Consider the following 18,623-nt stretch of genomic DNA (forward strand, 5'->3'; position numbering starts at 1 on the left):
GACACTCATATAACTGCGCCTGATCGCGTGAATAAATTGATGGCTTTATTAGCGATTGCCTTCTGCTGGTGTCATAAAATGGGCGAATGGTGCCATGAAGTAAAACCGATTCTTATCAAAACACATCGTAGGCTCGCTATTAGCTTATTCCGATATGGCTTGGATTTCATTGTTGATATCTTAATGAATTTATTCTACAAAAAAACACTTTTTGGGGAATGCCTTAATAGAATTAGGTTAGAGAAGCCAGGTTCTACGCCTCTTGGTTATGCAGTATGAAAAATTGTCGTGTACGAAGCAAAAAAAGAGAAAGTAAAACATTATTTGGTGCTCTGAGCTTAAGTTCACAAGCTTTTTATTGGAAACAGGCTGAAAGAGGAAATTCCAAGATATTTATTCAATTTCTACATCAATTACATAAAGCTAAATAAACCCAACAAAAAGATAGTGATGATTATTGATAATGGTTCTATTCATCGCAGCAAAAAGGTTTCAAAATTTGTAAAAAAACACGAGTGGGTGGAGTTATTTTTTTTACCGCCATACCACCTGAATATAATCCAATTGAGCTATTTTGGAAGTGGTTGAAGAGGAAAATATATGGTGCGAATGGATTTACTTGTATTGAGCAATTGATTGGTCGTATTAGAAAATTTATCTGGCATTACAATGAAAATAAATTGCTTGACCCTATTCAATTTGAGTTTAACGCATATCGGGAGTTGTTATAAATGTTTTTGGATGGTTGCTTATTAAATAATATGACAAATATGGGCCATTTTCGTTTATCACAACAGAATCATAAAATCTTTCCTGAAGAGTGGTAATTTCAGTTTTAACTGCGAGGAGCAATCTATTAACATTTCGTTGATATTCTTTTCTTTTTGAATATTCCTGCAAACAATATGTAAAAATTACTGCAATTACAGCACCTATAAGACCAGACATAAGGTTATTCCACATTATTTTATCCTTAAATAAGTGCAGATGTATTTTAAGGATAGATGATATCTTTGTTTTTCAGAATAACAATGATAATTCTATTCACATCTTTTCGTATTAGTTCAAATCAGCTATCATATGCCAAGTTGGGTAAGATTTTGGGTAAACTTCGAGTCCATATTATTTTAATAAAATATAATCAATGAGTTACAGCACAGGTAATCAGGCGAATTTTAACGGTTCTTTCCCATTTAAGGGGCCGCGTCAATCACCCGCAGAGCACCTTAACACGCCTCTATAATTTTCAAAATTCCTAAATCCATAAGCGCTTCTTTGTGTGAGTTTCATCTTTCGATGAAAGCCTTCAGTTATTCCATTTGATTTAGTAAATCGCCACATTCTAGCTACTTCATCTTTCCATGAGGTTAGTGTCTTACCTAGAGAAGCCAATGCTTTAAATGGGCTTTGCTTTAAATCATTGAGCATTACAAATCACCTTAACTTTTTCTGAGCAACTTCACTGCTTTCCTATTGTTGGTAGTCAAGGAGTTACTTTGTTTGAGGGTTAGTGATAGGTAAATTCCTAAAATGAGTATGCAGTATATGATTGCTACACTATAAGAGTTAATCTGCCCTAAACCTGTTAACACCCCATAATATTGCCCAATACCTTCCCCTATTCCCATGCATAAGGCATTAATTGCGAAGATAGCAACTTTTTGATCCGGTAGTGTTTTTTGGCTTAAAATAACTTGAAATCCGGGAATAAATGCAATTTCAGCTAATGAAATTAAGATAACCCCCCCAATTATCCCCAGTGGATTATTTAGATATATAAGTACAGAGAATCCTAGGATTGCGAAGATAAAACCAGAGGTTAGTTGAGCATAAATAGACATTCTTTTATGAAAAAAAACATTGATTTTGATTGAAAATAATACAGCGACAAGGCTATTGGAAAAGCCAATTACCCAAATATATGATTTTAGCCCATAAGTATTTGCCATCAATATGGGGGCTAAGGAAAAGATTTGAGCGTAGAAAAAATAGGCGATGATGATGAGTGAATATACTTTTAAAAGTTCGTTGTGAGTTAATAACAATTTGATATTTTTAAAATAGCTTTCTTGTTTAGGGATGTTAGAATTTGATAAGCTCAAATAAGAATAAACTGAAGAGAAAACTAAAGTTAAGGCTGTTGCTTTCAAGGCGTACGTAATATTACTATATAGTGCTATCATATTAAATAATAAAGGCCCAAACATCGCTGCAATATTGGTTGCAACATGCAAAATGGCAAAGCGCTTATTTAGGGAAGCAGGGCTATTTATTTGATTAATGAGCACTCTAATTAACATTGAATTGTTACCATAGCAGATGCTAATCAAAAAAATAGATATAAATACGTGAGGATCGCTATCTGTTATTAATAAATATCCTATAGCTCCTAATAATTGCAAACCGGAAACTAAAAGATTGACTCTAATTTTATCAATGAGGGGAGCAAGTAAAATTCTCGAAAAGCGAGATGCCCAGATCCCAAGTAGCATAACTAACCCTACCTCAACTTTACCTAGATGTTTAATGTCATATAAAAAAATAGCAATAAAAGATAAAGGAGCAAAATAACAAAGGCAATTTATTATCTCCAAGATAAAAAAGAGCCTCGCTTGGTTTTCATGACTGCCTGAAATCATTCTCATACAGTTAACTCTGTAGTAATTGATGTGAGTAATTGTTCTAGTGATGCGAAATCATGTTCTTCTGCTAAAATATAACCGAGTCTTTGCATAGCAAAGTCTTCGGGTGGCATTAGGATTTTTGTACCACGCGCTACAAGTTCTTCGATTTTTATTAGTCCAGGGGGAGTATCTGGTGTATCTTTATAATTCAGACCATAAAAAGGCTGTGAATCATGGGCTAAAATAAATTGAATACCTGAGTATTTTGGAATTGCTTTTTTGGGTATTAGAGGAAATTTTTTTTCTGTAAGAGATCTTATTACAAAGATCAACCAGTTAAAGTTTAGGCTATTCTCAATGAGATGAGTATGAATTAAATCGCCTCCAATGCGCGCCGCAATTTCAATTAGTTTGAATCCACTATCTGCCCATTTTCCTTCAAGATGAAAGGGGCAATTATTAATCCCTAGTGCGTGAATAACTTCTTTGCTAGCGTCTTCTATAGCAGTACAAACCTCTTTAGGATAATTGGCCGGAAAAATATGTCTGTATTCTAAATGCCAATCATCTGTTGTTAGCTTGTCGGTAATCCCGGCAATAAATATATCATTATTCAAAACAACCCCTTCAACACTGAATTCTTGCCCAGAAATAAAGGTTTCCAATATAAATTTATTTCCATAGCGATTATAAAACCAACCCTCTTCGGTATCACCCAATAGCGTGGTTAAAGTTTTAAAAGCTTGGAAAGCCTCTTCAAGTGTATTGATTATAAAAATCCCTTTAGAGCCTGAAGCAGAGATAGGTTTTAAAACGGCTGGAAAACCAATATTAGAAATATTATTTTCTATATCTTTGAAGGAACTGACTTCAGCAAAAGAAGGCACTAAAGCTGGATTATGATTAAAAATAGTTTTGCGCATTTCATATTTATTGCGTGCTCGATAGGCAGCATCTGTATCTATAGAAGGGATATTGATGGCTTTTGCAATTTTACTGCATAAAACAACATCAGTATCTGTCCAAGAAAAAACGGCGTCAATGGTATATTTGTTTGCTAGGTCTAAGGCATTTTGGATGGATTCAGCTTCATTTTTGTTATCATTATATTTATAAACAGCGGTTAAATCTTTTAGGTGTTCAGGAATGCTTGCTGCTAACATAATAACTTTATAGCCGCAGACTTTAACAGCATCATAAATAGCATGTTGCTCGTCTATAACGCTGCGGATATTGGTGAATAACAAATATTTATCAGTCATTATTTTTCCTCGTTCAGAGTCAGTATCTGGGATAGTTGGTGTATTAAGTTGAAAGGGTTTAATTTTTTTCCGTAGTTCAAGTCAAAATTTTTGCGATAATCAAAATTATCTAAGTTCAGATGATTGTCAAGAAAAATATTTGCAAACCACAACAACCACTGAATAGCATAAATGTATAGAGTAAGTGCGGTACGATGATGTCGTTTATTTATTTGGGCATCTATCTGTTTCAGATAGGTGAAGTATTCTGATATCTCAAACATGAGTTTTTTTCTAATAAGGCAAAGTTCAATGGCATTAAAGTTGTCTATATTTGCAAAATAAAAAAATCGCTTAATGGCCATTTGTACATCTTGAATAAATAAAATATCCTTATTTATCCATTGTCCTGGCTCGGGAACAATAAAAGAGTAAGCTTGTAGCTGTTCGTTTAACTGATGCAAATGAGTTAGCAAAAAGCTAAATTCTTTATTATCAACAAAAACATTCCTAAAAGGATATGGTGTATCTAACCTGACTTTGAACAGAGAGGAACTTGGCTGGTAGTGCAATACAATTTTTTGAAAAATTATGGCGTAAACATAAAACTGTGATAATCCTATAAATATGACCCCTTTGTTTTCTTCTGATTTTTCGTTGTAAAAAAGTGCTGCAGTAAAACAGTGATATATTTCTGGAATGATTTTTAAGGGCCCTTGATGCGGTAGTAGCCCCATGCTAATGTTAATTGATTGTCCTGATTGGGCGAAACAAGTCAGAGGGAAATCTAGAGTATCATTGTTATACTTATGAAGTAGGATACGTTCTTTGGAGCTGTAATCGTCAGCTTGAGTATATAATAATTCGATTTGTTTTAGGAAAGATTTATCAATTTCTAAATATAAAATATGAAGAGGTCGCGTTGTTAAAAATGAGCCAGTCGTTTTATTTCGTGGCTCCAACAATTGAAATTCTCTATGAAAGTGGCCACAAAAATGGCAAGCAATGGTTTGAATAAGGGCATCGCATTCTTGGCATTTTCCACTCAATTCCTCAAGAATAATAAATTTTTGTGTTTGTTCGTCATAAGGGTAGCTGATTTCTTTGCTAAAGATTTGACCGTGCTGTTTAAGCTCCAAAAGGAGCTTATTAATATCGTAATTTCTGGGATTGGAAATGGCGTAATTAACAAAAGGGATTGTTAGTGCTTTGGAAAGAGCTAGAAATAATTGGCTGATTTCTCCAGGTTTTTCATCATGCATAACAACCAAAGGGGGGGTATGAGATGGCACTATTTGCTTCGCATTAAAATGAAATATATCCTCATTTATTTTGAGCCAATCAGCATACCAAAAAGCAACAAACGATAGCTCACTATTTCCTATATTTAAAATGCTGTGGTGCTCAAAAGATTCTAGGAATATCAGATCCCCGGTTACAACAGTTTGTGTGTAACTTCCTGATTTAATAATTCCGGTTCCAGATTTAATAAACCAAATCTCTTGTTCATGATGATTTTGTGTATCTGTTTCTTGAGCAACAGTAAGGCTGAGATCAGATGAGAAAAATGGTACGGCAATGCTAGCGACAAAAAGATGGGCTTCTTCTAAAGTATAGTTGTTAAGAATTTTCATTATGAACCTAATCCAATTAATTCCATGGCTTTCTGAGCAATGCCATAACTTAGTCTATATCCAGATCCTGATGCGCCAGAAATATTCACAATATTAGGAGCTATTTTTTGAATATTAACCTCTCTGTTTTTTGAATAAGAGTCGCAAAATACTCTCCCTCCAGAAAATAAGGCCGTAAAATCTAAGCCGTATTGCTCTAATATATGAGTACCCAAGCTCAGTTCATCTTTGGATATAGTGTGACTTTGTTGAGGATTGTCTACCATTTCCTGAGAGTTGAGGCTAAATAGCCATTGATAGCTATAAGGTAAAGGAAGGAGAAAAGAGTCGTCATCATGCATCATAATGACAGAATTATGCTCAGTTGGTTTTTGATTTAAATGAAAAGCAATTATTTTTTTAACAAAAGAGGGGGCGGCTTTCATTTCTTCAGAAAAATTGGTTTTTATTTTATAAGTCAACCAAGGGCCTGTTGCTATCACTAGCTGGGTCGCTTTAATCAGTAAACCATGAGTACATTTTATATGGCAGAAACCATCTTGCGCTTCAATTTCTTCTACTAACGATGCCTCGTAAATACTAACCTGCTGATCCTTTAAAAAATAACTTATGCGAGCAATGAGTTGTGTTATTGATGCATAGTGAACATCATTATTGCTCATAAAGCATTGTTTATCACGAGGAATTGTTAGTTTGTCTAAAGATAAATTTTTGATTTTGGATGGGGAAATTTCCTCCAAAGTATTTCCCAGATAATTTTCTTTAAAATTTAATACATTTTCTTCATTAATTAGATGTAAGCATGGTGTAAAAGTTAATCCTAAATTTAGGTGTTTGGATAGATCGGAAATAACGTTTTTACTGCGCTTAATTAATTCTGCAGTAAAGATTCCTTTCGATATGGGAGCACTTAAGCCAGCAGAATAAAGACTTGCCCCCGTTGCCAGGCTCGATTGCTCAATAATGGCGATATGTAAATGAGGACAGGTTATTTTTGATACTAAAGCAGTCATCAGTCCAATAATGCCACCCCCAATAATTGCAAGATCGTATTGTTTTCTAATCATTTAGAGCCCCAATTAACTAAACTTGTTCCATCAATCTGTGAATACAGAGGGTAGCCAGCAATATCATTCGCAATTACAGCACTACGATAAGCAAGGAGACTTAAATTAGGATCTGCTATACCATGGGAATGACGAGCACCATTTTGAATATATATGCTACAAGTATCCATACCATCCCATGAGAGTTTATAATTTTCATCAATCAGCATGTTGTTTTCGCTATCAAAATGAATTTTTTCTTTGAGCGAATTTAAAAAAGATGGGAGTATATGGGTATAGCCAGTACAAAAAATAACAATATCGGAGGTGATCTTTTTTAAAAGGCCTGTTTCTCTATCAATTACCTCTAACTGGTATTTATTATCATATGACATCTTAGTTAATTTATGGCTTGGCAGTAAGGTTATTAGCCTATTTTTTTATAAATAAATTCTAGTTCATATAATTTTTGATAAATATTATCAATAGTATGATTTGAAATCCCATCACTAGCTAAACGCTGTTTTTCTAAGAGGGATGATTTGAGATGCGGTGGTAATTGATAAAAATATTTGATGTATGAGGGAAGAAATAATTCATTTGCAAATGCGGAGTCATCAATCGCATCAAAATTTTGCTCTTTGGATATCCAATATATTTTTAATGGAAGTCCATTAGTTTTAGATAAAGAGTCAAGCAAAATTTCTGCCCCACTTTGACCTCCTCCTATAATTGTAACTTTCTTATTGCTCAGATCGGTTTTTTTATGAAGATATTCTGCACTATGAAAAACTTCATCATTCACAAAATCTTTACAATAATCTGGAATATAAGGCACTAATCCACTTCCAAGTACTAATTTCTTTGTTTGATAGGTTTCTTTTGTTGTTGTGATAGCAAGTTCGTCTTGGATTAGAGAAATATCTAGAATTGTCTCATCTTCACGTACTGATCTAAGGTCGTTAAATACCCATTCTAAATATTGGGAAAATTCCAAACGGCTGGTTTCTTTAAAATCTGCCGTTATAAATTGATAAAGTTTTCCTGACTGATGAAGATAATTAATAAAGGAATATTTGTTAGTCGGATCCACAAGCGTTACTAAATCTTTAAGATAAGATACTTGTAATTTAGTACCTGGTATAAGCATTCCTGGGTGCCAATGGTATTTTATCTTTTTATCGCAAAAATATGCTTTAATATCTGGGGTTTTCTCTAACAAAGCAGCCAAACTTAAATTGGCGGGGCCGGCGCCAACACCAAATACATCACAGTACATCATGACAACATCCTTTTATTTTAAATGCTCAATAGAAATTAGCGGAATTGATATATCTAAAGGAAGATATCCTTCTGCCTGAAGAGATTCGTTAGGGTTTGGAAATCCATGAAAACCTAATCCCGACCATATTTTTCCCGATAACTCTGGCATCACAGGATAAAAGAGAACAGCAAAACACTTTAGCCAAAGTGTATGAGCTACCGAATCTTTGGGGTCCTGAGCGAGGAATAAAGTGAGATTATGATATATCTGCGTAGCTGAGTAATTTTCAGGCATGGTGATAGCATAGGATTGTTCAATTAACTCGTCATAGCGTGCTTTAATTTGCAGGGAATTTAAACCTGATCTAACCTTAATTGCCTGATTACCCAATACCTTTGTTAATCGTGTTGCCACTTGATTATGAAAGTTAATAAACTCATTCGTTTTAAAGTCATTGAAGATGTTATCTACGTTGATCTTTAATAAATAGAATCGAAGAATATCGATTGAAACTTCATTTGCTAAGCTGTCTACCCATATAGCATGCTTTCTGCTCGTAGAGAATTTTTCACCATCTAAGGTTAAAAAATAGCTGGGAAGGTAATGAGTAAGACCTGGAGATTTGATGGTTATAGCATAGTTAAGTGTATTAATCATAAATGACATAATATTATCAAAACCAAAACTTGCAACGGTTTCTACGTAACCTGGTTTATCAGTATGGAGTTCATCCAAAGGGTTTTTTTCTAATTGATGTTGCTCTTTGAATTTTTCACCAAGAGTATATAAATAGTGAAAAAAATTACCATAAGTATAAAATACCGAATTTTTCTGCCCTGTTTCTACCCCCCAGGAAATTGGAATAGACAGTCTTGATGTATCTGTTTGTGAGCAGAGCGTGGCAACTTTGTCTAAAAGTACTTTGGAATTTGTTTTAGAAGATATTTGTTTTGTTAGCTCATGTGTTTGTATTGGTAAAAACATCGAGTGAATTTTTTTAAGCTCAATCATATTATCGCTTGTTTTGCAGGATAAATTTTTTGCTTGTTCTGGTTTAAAATATAAGCCGCAATGTTCACAAATAAAGCTATGAATTTTTTGTTCACAATTAGGACAATTCCCGGTAATAAAACTAGGAGGTAAAAAACCTCTTTCTTTAGTGAAAGGGTATGATTCTTGTTCAGATATAGTGAAAGGAATAATGCGATCATGTATTTTTTTAGCTATCTTAGAGAAGAGCTCTTTTTCATGAAGGGGATTTACAAAGTCATCTAGAGCAATGTTCATTTTTAGAAGATCTTGTTTAATACATTGATGATAATATTCGCAAATTTCCTCAGGCTTCTTATTTTCATCGAGCGCTTTTAGTAATACATAACTATCATAACTATCTGTTCCACCATAAATATAGGCTTTATTTCCAATTTGTTGGTTATATCGTTTTATGACGTCAAGTTTGAGATAGGGGCCGCCTATATGTCCTAAATGAAGTCTGCCATTGGGGGTGGGAAAGACCAGATAGAGGAGGAGCGTTCGATTAATATTTGTTGATTTTCCTTTTTTTGACATTGGTTGGTACTCCTTAATTCCATTTCAAAAATGATGGAGAACATTAATTATCTTTTAATTCAACAGACAATTGCGTTCTAAATATACTTTCGGGGACTGTATTTAAAAAACCATAAGAAATGGCTACATCAATTAATTCATGCTTATTTTGCGCATTAAATTTATACCTTAATTGCTCCATATATTCATGAACGGTTCTAGCAGAGATATTAAGATATTGGCCTATCTGTTTAGCAGTTTTTCCTCTTAGCAAATAAAAAAGCACTTCTGATTGGCGGTCAGTTAATTTAATGTCATTAAAGCTTTGACTCAGCATATAGCTGTCTTGCCCAATGAGATTGTTATTAACTCCTTCGATTTTTGTTCTTGCAAGTAAAGAACCTATTTCTAGAGAGGCTGCATTGGTAATGTCTGCCCCATGAAAAATAGTACCAATACATTGATCACCGTCCATGAGTGGGGTTTTTGTGAATATATATGCCTTCCAAATCTGTCCGGCAAATGGATGTATATCTAGAATTCGCATTTTTTGTAATGAGTGGATAACTCTTTTATCCTGTTCTCTGAACATAGACGCAGCATTGATGGTATCACAAGGCATATCAAAGTCAGTTCGACCGATAATATCTTCTTTATGGTTTAATCCTATGATATCAACGTAATCTTGATTAGCATGCATGAATACAGAATCCAGATCCTTGCAACCGCAGACACCTGGCATTTGATCAAAAAAAGATTTCATGTGGTCGCTAATCATTTGAACTTCCATTTTCACATAGGTTGAATTTAATAATATCCTGGCGTCATTATAACGATAAATTATTTTTTCTCTACCCGTAACAGTTACGGGTAATGGATGGGTTTTAAAATTATGAATGCAACATTAATAAAATTGGAAGGAGTGGATACTCCGTGTCTGTTGATTGATTTAGATAAACTAAAGTAAAATATATATGTGAATCAAAAGTCGGCTAGTGGATAGGCTCTTAGCAACATAGCGGTGGCAAATTTACCAAAGATATGGGAGAAGAGTAAGCCCGCAGATGATCGAACAAGCCCGGCAATTTTTCGCGCTATCTTAGCGGTGTAAGCATGGTTATGCTGAGCCAGCATAATAGGAAACGAGTCCATTAAATACAGATCATCATCCTCTTCCGTGACTTGGGTTGCTTGTAAATTGGCAATGAGCTGACGAAAAGCGTCATGCAATCGGTTAACTCGATGAACAAACGCAGCATATAGCGGAAGGGACGGGAACCAAGATTTTAAATGATCAGACTTTTAATGTTTTTAAATCCTCTTAAGACTCCAAATAAAAATGGTTCTCGAACTATTTGCTAACACAGTAAAATAGAGTTTAAAGTAATAATGTATTTGTTGGAATTTGTATGGATAATAATCAATCTATTCATGTAATTGATTGGCGTAGAGATGAATAATTTGCTCAATATCCTGAAGGAGCTCGTGATAAATCTTTATTATATTGTCCTGTTCACTTATAAAAAAGCTATAGAAAAAGGAATAATTTAAAAAGCTCACTATGACATACCGGACGTATTACAAATGGAAACGATTTTTACAGTTAAGAAATTAGAATTATAAATTTAATCTACAAGCTATAGATAATTTAAATCAAGTCTCTTTAATATTTCCCATCTTTTCGCAACGCTTCGATTCTGTTATCATACCCTAATTTGGGCGAGATTTTGAGTAAGATTCGAGTCCATACTATTTTAGTTTTATATAATCAATAAGCTATATCAATGTTCGATTCCGGCCCTAGCACCAATTACACATTGAATTAAAACTACATAATGAGCATCATTGTCCTTTAACAAGGTGTAACATGCCCAAAAATATTAATCAAAAGCAGTATTCAAAAAATGCTGATAATTCAATGACTAAATATCAATTCACCTTTAAATTGACTAGGCCATCAGCAAATTTAGAGAATGATCCCTCCGTGATGAAGAACCAATTTCACTTGGAATTTGATAAAACTACCAGGACGCTAGGCGATGCTGAGCCAGTGTATAAACCACGGAAGAAACGTTTGCCTCCCCTTGCCCCTTCAGAAACTAATGCGCCTAACAAGATAAAGAATATTTATATCACCACCCTTTATCACCCTTACTCATCTGCATCTGGAACTCCTTCTGGGCTCTATACAAACGCAAGCTCGCCAACATTCTTTAAGGCTGCGCAAAATAGGGATCATATTCCTTCTACACATAACCTTGATGCATCTGTAATTATGCCCACAAAAGCTGCTCTAATTCCAAGTATTAAGGCTGAAAAAATAAAAATTTCTAATTTGATTAATGCTGAAATGATTGATGAGAAAAAATTAGACATCTCAACAATCAATATCTTAGCTAAAACATTTAATGTATCTGCTGAAAACCTGGAAACGGAATTATCCACTGCAATACGCTGGTAAACAAACTCAGTCGTGCGAGATCTATGGGGGCAGACTCTCAACGATCTCGTCATAATTTTGTACAATCATATTTTGTTCAGGTACATAACGCGTTCTCTTATTTCTTATGTAACTGCTTACGCCAGCTATATAGCTTGTTTTTAGCAACTCCTGTCTTACTGACTTATGGCCTTGCTCAATGAGCTCTATTGCTTTTATTTTAAATTCTTGTGTAGTTGTTGTTGCTCATCATAACTCCTCGCTACTGGAAACAATGTGTCTTGGAAATCGAGGGAAGATCATCTGGAGCCAGCGACCGATAGCCTTGTTTTTTCTATAGTGAAATCAGGTAAATTTAAGATAAGATTATATCTAGGCACTTCAATCTCCTTTTGATCGCTAAATCAATGATTTAGTTTAGACTAATTTGATTAAAGTGCCGCCTCATTTGGTGTAGAGCCAAAAGTAACCTAATACCTATCTACATTGTGGAAATTTAAAGGCAACAATACGAGTACTCCAGTTTGGTTGAGGACCTGTGACTGGCGTATATTGGGTTGTATACCAAAATGTGCAGTCGTCTACCGGATCAATCGCCATACTGCTGTAATCACCCCAACGATTTCTGTCTAAACTTCCAATAAGTTGAGATCCTGCACCATAGACAACAGTGTTTTCTACACGCATCATGTTAAGAGGATCTGTCACTAGTCTTCCGGTATAACGTATGGATGGAAACATTCCAATACCTGAAATGCTATAACCCATAGCGATATCTCCGCGTTTGTCCATGGCAATACTACCCATCCAACGACTGATATTATTATCACTAGGCTGCATATAAGTACCTTGCTGGAAGATAGCTGGAGTTCCCTGGTTATTCACCCGAATTTCATACCAACGCGTCCCTGAAGCCTGATTACCTACCTGAACATTATGATTTACCACCATGGATTGATAGCGACCAAAATTACGGTAAGCCAAGCGATACAACATTCGGTCTGATAGGACTTCAAGCTTATCATTTGTGCCAGGTTGGGGAATGCAATCTGCATTTGGATCATTACATACAATAGGATTAAAGGGCTGGACTGCAAGTGCAGTTGGTCCATTAAAACTGCTGTTTGCAGGCGTTTGCCAATCCACATGAAATTTCCAAAGGGCAATACTGTTTGGAAACGTATTACCTTGAGCATCCTGGTTAAGACCAACAAAATAGTTCGGAGATCCTGCGGGGGGCAACGTCTGTCCATCCAAATTAGAGGGAAGGAAATTACCTGCAGCTGGAACTGGTTGGAAGCATTGCATCGGTCTTGCGGACAATCCTTGCAACATATTTGTTCGGTCAAGAGCACATGCTGCTGGACCACCTGCCGTCGGAATTGCGCCTACAAGATCTGGTGCACCACTAGGGAACATGACAAAACTCATGTAATAAGCATCAGGCCAAATACCAAGCTTACCGTAATCATTAAAATTAGTACCAAAATCAAACGCATAGCGATTGTAGGTACCGGTTGCATCAGAAGTGGTAGAAACGGCCACGCATTGCATAAACGGCGCTGTGGTTACTGCAAATTGGGTCATTACCCAGCGATTAGCTATTTGATCATAGACTACAATAGGATCACCGTCATTATCTGCCTCACAAGGTCCTCCAAATCCTTGCCATAAAGAATTTCCAGGGAACGGACCTGCGATTAGTTGCCCTGTTTGTTTATTAAAAACAGCAAAATTAACATTAACCCATTCAACTATCTGGGTTAAACCTACCGCGGCATTGGGATCTGGGGGACTAAACGCGGGTGAGAACCCCGGGAAACCTACTCCTAAACCCAAAAAATTCAGCATAGTAGTTGTTTCAAGCGGAAGGCCTGATAATTTTTGCAATGCTTTATCTTCTCCAAAGCGATATGGGGTTTTCAATTTGGGCGGCGCTGTAAACAAAGGTATTTCTCTAGCAACAGATGGAACATTAGACGTAACTAATGCCATTTCTCTTAAGGGCAGAGAAAGATCATGCATTACTTCGGGAATTTCTATAACGTTCATATTTGACTTGTCTGAGGCAAATACATCGCCCCACAATACTCCTCCAACAAGGTTAAACATGAGTCCAACAGTAACATTAAGTTGTTTCACTATTTTTTACTCCTTGTAAAAAATCAATACTATTTCTCATAACCCTTTGGTGCTGCGTTAGGAAATGTGTATCGGACACCAATTGAACCCATGTTATAATGTTGATTACTGATAGGAGTAGAGTCAAACTGACTGATCCCCTTCCAGGCAAGGCTTATTGAAATATTTGGGTTATATTGATATTGAACTCCAGTGCCATAAGTTAATGCAGCACTTGAATTATCTTGGTTGTACGAGCCGGGATTGAAAAAAATAGCACCTTGTGGATCATTTACAGATAAAGATGAAAATAATGCTGCAACTCCTACTTTAGCAAAAATATTTAATTGGTAATTATTAAGAGGAAGATATCCTACCAAATTGCCACCAACAGATTGTGCATCAAGATGCCCCTTCATTCCGCCTGTCGCCGTTGTTATTTGCCCTGTAAACGTGCTTAAGCTCTGTTGTCCCCAATAAGTATAATTTGCTTCAAGACCCAGATAAGAAGTAAAGCTATATCCTAAATCAGCATAAGCACCAACTTGCCCTCGAGTATTTAACCCATACACATCGGTCACACCACCTGTTAATGTTCCGCCACTGTCTACAAATCCGGTAGCAGGAGCTACTACATAAGAAGGGCCATTGCTTGCTCCTATGCCCACTTCAGCATATGGACCTTTTTGTATCGCGAATGCGAAACAAGGTAACATTAAAAGAGCTGTAACACAGCATTTACTACTAAAAGCCATTAAAAAATACTCCTTATTTTTCAAAATATTAGGCCAAGAAAATCTTGGTTGATTAACTATTTAGTCCATTTTTAACACTGCTCAGGACCTTTAAATGAGCCATGCTAAAATAACAGAAAAACACCTCGTTGTTAATTTTATAACGGAATAAAATACCGGGTTTTTCAACGGAAAATATCAGCTTTCCAAGCAGCAGAGTTTTACCTAGAGAAGTGAATGCTTTAAAGGGGCTTTGTTTTAACTCATTGAGCATATCCAGGAAGACAGAGAGTACCTCTCGACACGTCACTTAAATAGGCTACGTAAAATAACGTTTTATTTTATGTACTTACACTGGCCTAAATATTTTCATCGCTGTGCAGAAGTGCTAGGATAGCTCCTTAAATTACATAGGGATGGAATATCAATGAATATCAATAACAAAGCACATTGTTCATTTGCTGCAATAGCATTGATGTGTATGGGGGCGGGGGCTGCAGTGGCTGGGAGTATGGGGCCTGTAGCTTCGCCAATGTCTTTTGTTGCAACACTTAGTGCTGGTCCAGTTTGGCCTACAAATGCGGGCAAGACGCAAACGCTTATTCTTACGCCTGATATTGAAAAAGCTTATATAGCCAAGAAATCAAGCCAAACCTTAGCGGATGGTGAATTCTTTTTAGGAGCTCAAACTTCTGCCTTACCTTATAATCTGCAGGCACAATTAGGGGTTGCTGTAGCGACTACTAGTCAAGTTGGCCTCTCAGGAATTATTTGGGATGATGCATTACCAGAATTTGATAACTATGCGTATAAATATCAATTACGTCACACCCATGTTGCTTTAAAAGGAAAACTAGTCGCAGACCGTGGTTATTTCGTGACTCCATGGGTAAGTGCCAGCATTGGTGTTGGTTTTAATCAAGCCAATAGCTATATGAGTTGGCCATTGATTGAGGAAGCAGTACCAACACCTGATTTTTCAAATCATATGACCACGGCTTTTACGTATACCGTTGGTGCGGGTGTGCAACGTAATCTTACCCAAAATTGCCAGGTTGGTATTGGTTATGAATTTGCCGATTGGGGACATAGTCATTTAGGGCGTGCAGACGGGCAAACAACACGTAGAGGATTGGCGCTTAATCACTTGTATACTAATGGGCTTCTGTTCAGTATCAGTTACATTTCATAATGAATTCGTGTACGTAATATTCGTCATAATGTAAAAACAAAGCAGAGTACCGCTTTGTTTTTACACTTCCTAGCGTCGTTATTCTGTCGCAAATAAAATTAAAGCGATAATTGCGAATCCCATTCCCAATCCTTGTTTTAAAGTTAATCCTTGTTTTAGGAATATCATGCATAGCATGAGGGTGATCATTGGATACATCGAGGTGACCAATACTACTGGCATTGTTGGTCCATTGCGTAATGCCAAAATGAAAAAAATACAGGCAATACCACTGGCCAAGCCATTAAGTAGCCCGTAAATACCGCCTTTGGCGTGCAGGTCGAGTTTAAAATCAAGCAACACCAAGGCAATAATACCGGAAATTAACACCCCTATACTTGAATAAAAGGTGATGGAGAGTGGATTAATAAAGCTGGATGCTCTTGTTCCCCAATATCCCCAGGCGCCATAAAGTAACAAGGCAATTAATGATGGATAATACCAGCTAATATTCATTTACGTTCTCTTAATTCGATTTAATGTATTTAGTTTGCACAGGATAACTGCTCATCCATTAAAATAATACTGCTACGTGTTAAAAACCTTGAGCTTTTAATAGTATACATATCGTTGACTAATAAAAAATATCCACAAAATCTGTGGATAAGTGTGTGGGTTAACTGATGACTAAATAATAAGTAGTCAAAGCTAAGGGAAGCTATATCCCTTAACCGCGTTTTTATCTACAATAAGATTTTAACCCAAATTAAAGTAATTATGTATAAACCACTAGCCCTATTTATGGGGTTGCGCTACACGCGTTCGCGAAAGAAGAATCATTTTGTTTCTTTTATTTCTCTAAGCTCAATGTTAGGCATTGGCTTAGGTGTCATGGTTCTTATTACTGTTTTATCAGTAATGAATGGCTTTGATCAGCAAATACATAATCGTTTTTTTGGCATGGCCCCTGAGATTACTGTGAGCGGCCCTGGTGAGCGTATAAATGATTGGCCTGAGGTCGCCAAGAAAATTCAAACTATCCCTGAAATTAAAGCGCTGGCGCCGTACGTGGGGGGGCAAGGTTTATTAGTGCACGAAGGCCAGGTTTTACCCATTATCTTAACTGGTGTGATGCCAGATAAAGAAGAGAATATAACTCATTTGAAAGATAAATTACTCGCGGGCAACATCGATAATTTAAAGCATTTTGGCATGATTCTCGGTAAAGGGCTTGCTGATAGCTTAGGGGTTATGATTGGTGATAAAGTCACCGTCATGATTCCCCAAGCAACTGTAACTCCTGCGGGAATGGTACCTCGTTTTAAACGCTTTACGGTGGTTGGTGTTTTTTCGGCAGGAACTGGATTTAATTTTGATACCAAAATAGCGTTTATTAATATTGAAGATGCGCAAAAATTATTGCAGTTAGGTAATGATGTGAGTGGCATTAAGATGAAAATAAATGAAGTGTATCAGGCTCCTGAATTATCCGATCGCCTCTCCCATTTATTAGGTGAGCAATATCAGGTTGGTAATTGGACGCAGCAATTTGGTTCGTTTTTTGAAGCTGTGAAGATGGAAAAAAACATGATGTTTATGATCCTATTGCTAATCATTGCAGTAGCTGCATTTAATTTAGTTTCTTCTTTAGTAATGGTCGTTAATGACAAACAAGCAGAAATTGCCATTTTAAGAACCATAGGGGCTACTCCTTCAACCATCTTATGGACGTTCATCGTTCAAGGAATGATGGTAGGCATTGTGGGCACACTTTTTGGTTTAATTGGTGGACTAATATTGGCTGAAAATGCGACGACTATCGTGAATCATTTACAAACCTGGTTTCATTTTAAAGTTTTGTCATCCAGTATCTATTTTGTGGATTATTTGCCCTCCAAGATTATGTTTGGCGATTTATGGCGGGTATGTGTTATGGCGTTATTAATGAGTTTTTTTGCAACGATTTATCCTGCCTGGCGTGCCTCAAAAACTATAATTGCGGAGGCTTTGCATTATGAGTGATATTATTTTAAGTAGTAACCAATTATGTAAATCCTATAATGATGGGGCTTCTAAAGTTGAGGTGCTCAGAGGAATTGACTTATCCATAGCCAAAGGCGAGCGCGTGGCGATTATTGGTCCCTCTGGTTCGGGTAAAAGTACCTTATTGCATTTGCTTGGTGGTTTAGATCAGCCAACCAGTGGTGACGTATTCGTTAAGGGAGTGAATTGGCAAAAGATAAATGAAAAAAAACGTTGCCAATTACGCAACCAAAGTTTAGGGTTTATTTATCAGTTTCATCATTTGCTCCCTGAATTTACTGCGCTTGAAAATGTGTGCATGCCGTTATTGCTGGGGAATGCTTCAGTGAAAGCGGCAAAAATGGCGGCAAGTAAAATATTAGATGCGGTAGGTTTGCAGGCTAGAAAAGAGCATAAACCCGCACAACTTTCTGGTGGTGAGCGCCAACGTGTAGCGATTGCACGCGCCCTGGTACATCAGCCTCATTGTGTATTAGCTGATGAACCTACGGGGAATCTGGATCAGGCAACCGCTACAAAAGTATTTGATTTAATGTTAGAACTTAACCAAAAAATGAATACTGCTTTGGTTATTGTGACGCATGATCAGCAATTGGCACAACGCATGGATCGCGTATTAGTTTTAGGTGAGGGGCTTTTAGCTGAGTTTAATTGCTAGTCCTGAATATTTGTTATTCTGAACCCTGGCTAAGTTAAGGCCTCATTGCATTTCGGATGATAATAATATAGTTTGAAGTAAGATTAACTGCAAACAGGG

The 18,623-nt window shown here is 36.4% G+C and carries 18 protein-coding genes and 2 pseudogenes; 6 read left to right on the forward strand and 14 right to left on the reverse strand.

The genetic code is table 11. The annotated features are described in order from the left end of the window. Together LDG_RS20175 and LDG_RS20695 are read left to right on the forward strand one after the other, a co-directional pair. Nucleotides 1–279 (forward strand): annotated as a pseudogene (locus LDG_RS20175) (hypothetical protein); the annotation flags it as partial. 102 nt (nucleotides 280–381) lie between these two features. Next, nucleotides 382–588: a transposase gene (locus tag LDG_RS20695; protein ID WP_407635270.1), complete on the forward strand. Its 207-nt coding sequence runs from the start codon at nucleotides 382–384 to the stop codon at nucleotides 586–588. 117 nt (nucleotides 589–705) lie between these two features. Here LDG_RS20695 and LDG_RS07410 read toward each other — a convergent pair whose 3' ends face one another. From LDG_RS07410 to LDG_RS07460, 11 genes and pseudogenes are all read right to left on the reverse strand, one after another. Next, nucleotides 706–963, reverse strand: a complete 258-nt coding sequence (locus LDG_RS07410; RefSeq protein WP_006870630.1) for a hypothetical protein — start codon at nucleotides 961–963, stop codon at nucleotides 706–708. A gap of 247 nt (nucleotides 964–1,210) precedes the next feature. Next, nucleotides 1,211–1,416: pseudogene (locus LDG_RS07415) on the reverse strand (transposase); the annotation flags it as partial. 23 nt (nucleotides 1,417–1,439) lie between these two features. Then, nucleotides 1,440–2,645, reverse strand: coding sequence for an MFS transporter (locus LDG_RS07420; RefSeq protein ID WP_006870632.1), 1,206 nt, complete (start codon nucleotides 2,643–2,645; stop codon nucleotides 1,440–1,442). Further along, nucleotides 2,642–3,886: an ATP-grasp domain-containing protein gene (locus LDG_RS07425; RefSeq protein ID WP_006870633.1), complete on the reverse strand. Its 1,245-nt coding sequence runs from the start codon at nucleotides 3,884–3,886 to the stop codon at nucleotides 2,642–2,644. The genes LDG_RS07420 and LDG_RS07425 overlap by 4 nt, the downstream gene beginning before the upstream one ends. Beyond that, nucleotides 3,886–5,499, reverse strand: coding sequence for a class I tRNA ligase family protein (locus tag LDG_RS07430; protein WP_006870634.1), 1,614 nt, complete (start codon nucleotides 5,497–5,499; stop codon nucleotides 3,886–3,888). Before LDG_RS07430 ends, LDG_RS07425 begins: the two co-directional genes overlap by 1 nt. After that, entirely contained in the window at nucleotides 5,499–6,566 is a 1,068-nt protein-coding gene (locus tag LDG_RS07435) for an FAD-dependent oxidoreductase (RefSeq protein WP_006870635.1), read from the reverse strand. Before LDG_RS07435 ends, LDG_RS07430 begins: the two co-directional genes overlap by 1 nt. Then, on the reverse strand, nucleotides 6,563–6,940 hold the full coding sequence (locus LDG_RS07440; RefSeq protein WP_006870636.1) for a hypothetical protein: 378 nt from the start codon (nucleotides 6,938–6,940) through the stop codon (nucleotides 6,563–6,565). The genes LDG_RS07435 and LDG_RS07440 overlap by 4 nt, the downstream gene beginning before the upstream one ends. 32 nt (nucleotides 6,941–6,972) lie before the next feature. Further along, the gene (locus LDG_RS07445; RefSeq protein ID WP_050805531.1) at nucleotides 6,973–7,827 is read right to left on the reverse strand and encodes a SidA/IucD/PvdA family monooxygenase; all 855 of its coding nucleotides are present in this window, start codon (nucleotides 7,825–7,827) and stop codon (nucleotides 6,973–6,975) included. Nucleotides 7,828–7,839: 12 nt separating this feature from the next. Next, a complete protein-coding gene (locus LDG_RS07450) occupies nucleotides 7,840–9,378 on the reverse strand; it encodes a class I tRNA ligase family protein (RefSeq protein ID WP_006870639.1) in 1,539 nt (512 codons plus the stop codon). A 43-nt stretch (nucleotides 9,379–9,421) separates the two neighbouring features. Further along, nucleotides 9,422–10,120 (reverse strand): helix-turn-helix transcriptional regulator, encoded by a 699-nt coding sequence (locus tag LDG_RS07455; protein ID WP_040534927.1) that lies wholly within the window; start codon nucleotides 10,118–10,120, stop codon nucleotides 9,422–9,424. A gap of 218 nt (nucleotides 10,121–10,338) precedes the next feature. Then, nucleotides 10,339–10,587: a hypothetical protein gene (locus LDG_RS07460; protein WP_006870641.1), complete on the reverse strand. Its 249-nt coding sequence runs from the start codon at nucleotides 10,585–10,587 to the stop codon at nucleotides 10,339–10,341. A 775-nt stretch (nucleotides 10,588–11,362) separates the two neighbouring features. Here LDG_RS07460 and LDG_RS07465 point away from each other — a divergent pair. Continuing rightward, nucleotides 11,363–11,818, forward strand: coding sequence for a hypothetical protein (locus LDG_RS07465; protein WP_148263534.1), 456 nt, complete (start codon nucleotides 11,363–11,365; stop codon nucleotides 11,816–11,818). 456 nt (nucleotides 11,819–12,274) lie between these two features. Here LDG_RS07465 and LDG_RS07470 read toward each other — a convergent pair whose 3' ends face one another. Then, nucleotides 12,275–13,939 carry a hypothetical protein gene (locus LDG_RS07470; protein ID WP_006870644.1) on the reverse strand — a complete coding sequence of 555 codons (1,665 nt, stop codon included), beginning with the start codon at nucleotides 13,937–13,939 and terminating at the stop codon, nucleotides 12,275–12,277. A gap of 29 nt (nucleotides 13,940–13,968) precedes the next feature. Continuing rightward, the gene (locus LDG_RS07475) at nucleotides 13,969–14,673 is read right to left on the reverse strand and encodes an outer membrane protein (RefSeq protein ID WP_040534836.1); all 705 of its coding nucleotides are present in this window, start codon (nucleotides 14,671–14,673) and stop codon (nucleotides 13,969–13,971) included. 406 nt (nucleotides 14,674–15,079) lie between these two features. Between LDG_RS07475 and LDG_RS07485 the strand changes: the two genes are divergently transcribed. Then, a complete protein-coding gene (locus LDG_RS07485; protein ID WP_006870647.1) occupies nucleotides 15,080–15,844 on the forward strand; it encodes an outer membrane protein in 765 nt (254 codons plus the stop codon). A 78-nt stretch (nucleotides 15,845–15,922) separates the two neighbouring features. Here LDG_RS07485 and LDG_RS07490 read toward each other — a convergent pair whose 3' ends face one another. Then, entirely contained in the window at nucleotides 15,923–16,339 is a 417-nt protein-coding gene (locus LDG_RS07490; protein WP_006870648.1) for an EamA family transporter, read from the reverse strand. A gap of 261 nt (nucleotides 16,340–16,600) precedes the next feature. Between LDG_RS07490 and LDG_RS07495 the strand changes: the two genes are divergently transcribed. Next, on the forward strand, nucleotides 16,601–17,845 hold the full coding sequence (locus LDG_RS07495; RefSeq protein ID WP_040534842.1) for a lipoprotein-releasing ABC transporter permease subunit: 1,245 nt from the start codon (nucleotides 16,601–16,603) through the stop codon (nucleotides 17,843–17,845). Continuing rightward, a complete protein-coding gene (gene lolD / locus LDG_RS07500; RefSeq protein ID WP_006870650.1) occupies nucleotides 17,838–18,524 on the forward strand; it encodes a lipoprotein-releasing ABC transporter ATP-binding protein LolD in 687 nt (228 codons plus the stop codon). The genes LDG_RS07495 and lolD overlap by 8 nt, the downstream gene beginning before the upstream one ends. Nucleotides 18,525–18,623 lie beyond the last annotated feature (99 nt).

The organism is Legionella drancourtii LLAP12 (assembly GCF_000162755.2).
Classification (GTDB): Bacteria; Pseudomonadota; Gammaproteobacteria; order Legionellales; family Legionellaceae; genus Legionella; species Legionella drancourtii.

Coding starts and splice junctions, on each gene's coding strand:
- LDG_RS07410 (WP_006870630.1), bottom strand. CDS start 963: ATGTGGAATAACCTTATGTCTGGTCTTATAGGTGCTGTAATTGCAGTA.
- LDG_RS07420 (WP_006870632.1), bottom strand. CDS start 2,645: ATGAGAATGATTTCAGGCAGTCATGAAAACCAAGCGAGGCTCTTTTTT.
- LDG_RS07425 (WP_006870633.1), bottom strand. CDS start 3,886: ATGACTGATAAATATTTGTTATTCACCAATATCCGCAGCGTTATAGAC.
- LDG_RS07430 (WP_006870634.1), bottom strand. CDS start 5,499: ATGAAAATTCTTAACAACTATACTTTAGAAGAAGCCCATCTTTTTGTC.
- LDG_RS07435 (WP_006870635.1), bottom strand. CDS start 6,566: ATGATTAGAAAACAATACGATCTTGCAATTATTGGGGGTGGCATTATT.
- LDG_RS07440 (WP_006870636.1), bottom strand. CDS start 6,940: ATGTCATATGATAATAAATACCAGTTAGAGGTAATTGATAGAGAAACA.
- LDG_RS07445 (WP_050805531.1), bottom strand. CDS start 7,827: ATGATGTACTGTGATGTATTTGGTGTTGGCGCCGGCCCCGCCAATTTA.
- LDG_RS07450 (WP_006870639.1), bottom strand. CDS start 9,378: ATGTCAAAAAAAGGAAAATCAACAAATATTAATCGAACGCTCCTCCTC.
- LDG_RS07455 (WP_040534927.1), bottom strand. CDS start 10,120: ATGAAATCTTTTTTTGATCAAATGCCAGGTGTCTGCGGTTGCAAGGAT.
- LDG_RS07475 (WP_040534836.1), bottom strand. CDS start 14,673: ATGGCTTTTAGTAGTAAATGCTGTGTTACAGCTCTTTTAATGTTACCT.
- LDG_RS07485 (WP_006870647.1), top strand. CDS start 15,080: ATGAATATCAATAACAAAGCACATTGTTCATTTGCTGCAATAGCATTG.
- LDG_RS07490 (WP_006870648.1), bottom strand. CDS start 16,339: ATGAATATTAGCTGGTATTATCCATCATTAATTGCCTTGTTACTTTAT.
- LDG_RS07495 (WP_040534842.1), top strand. CDS start 16,601: ATGTATAAACCACTAGCCCTATTTATGGGGTTGCGCTACACGCGTTCG.
- lolD (WP_006870650.1), top strand. CDS start 17,838: ATGAGTGATATTATTTTAAGTAGTAACCAATTATGTAAATCCTATAAT.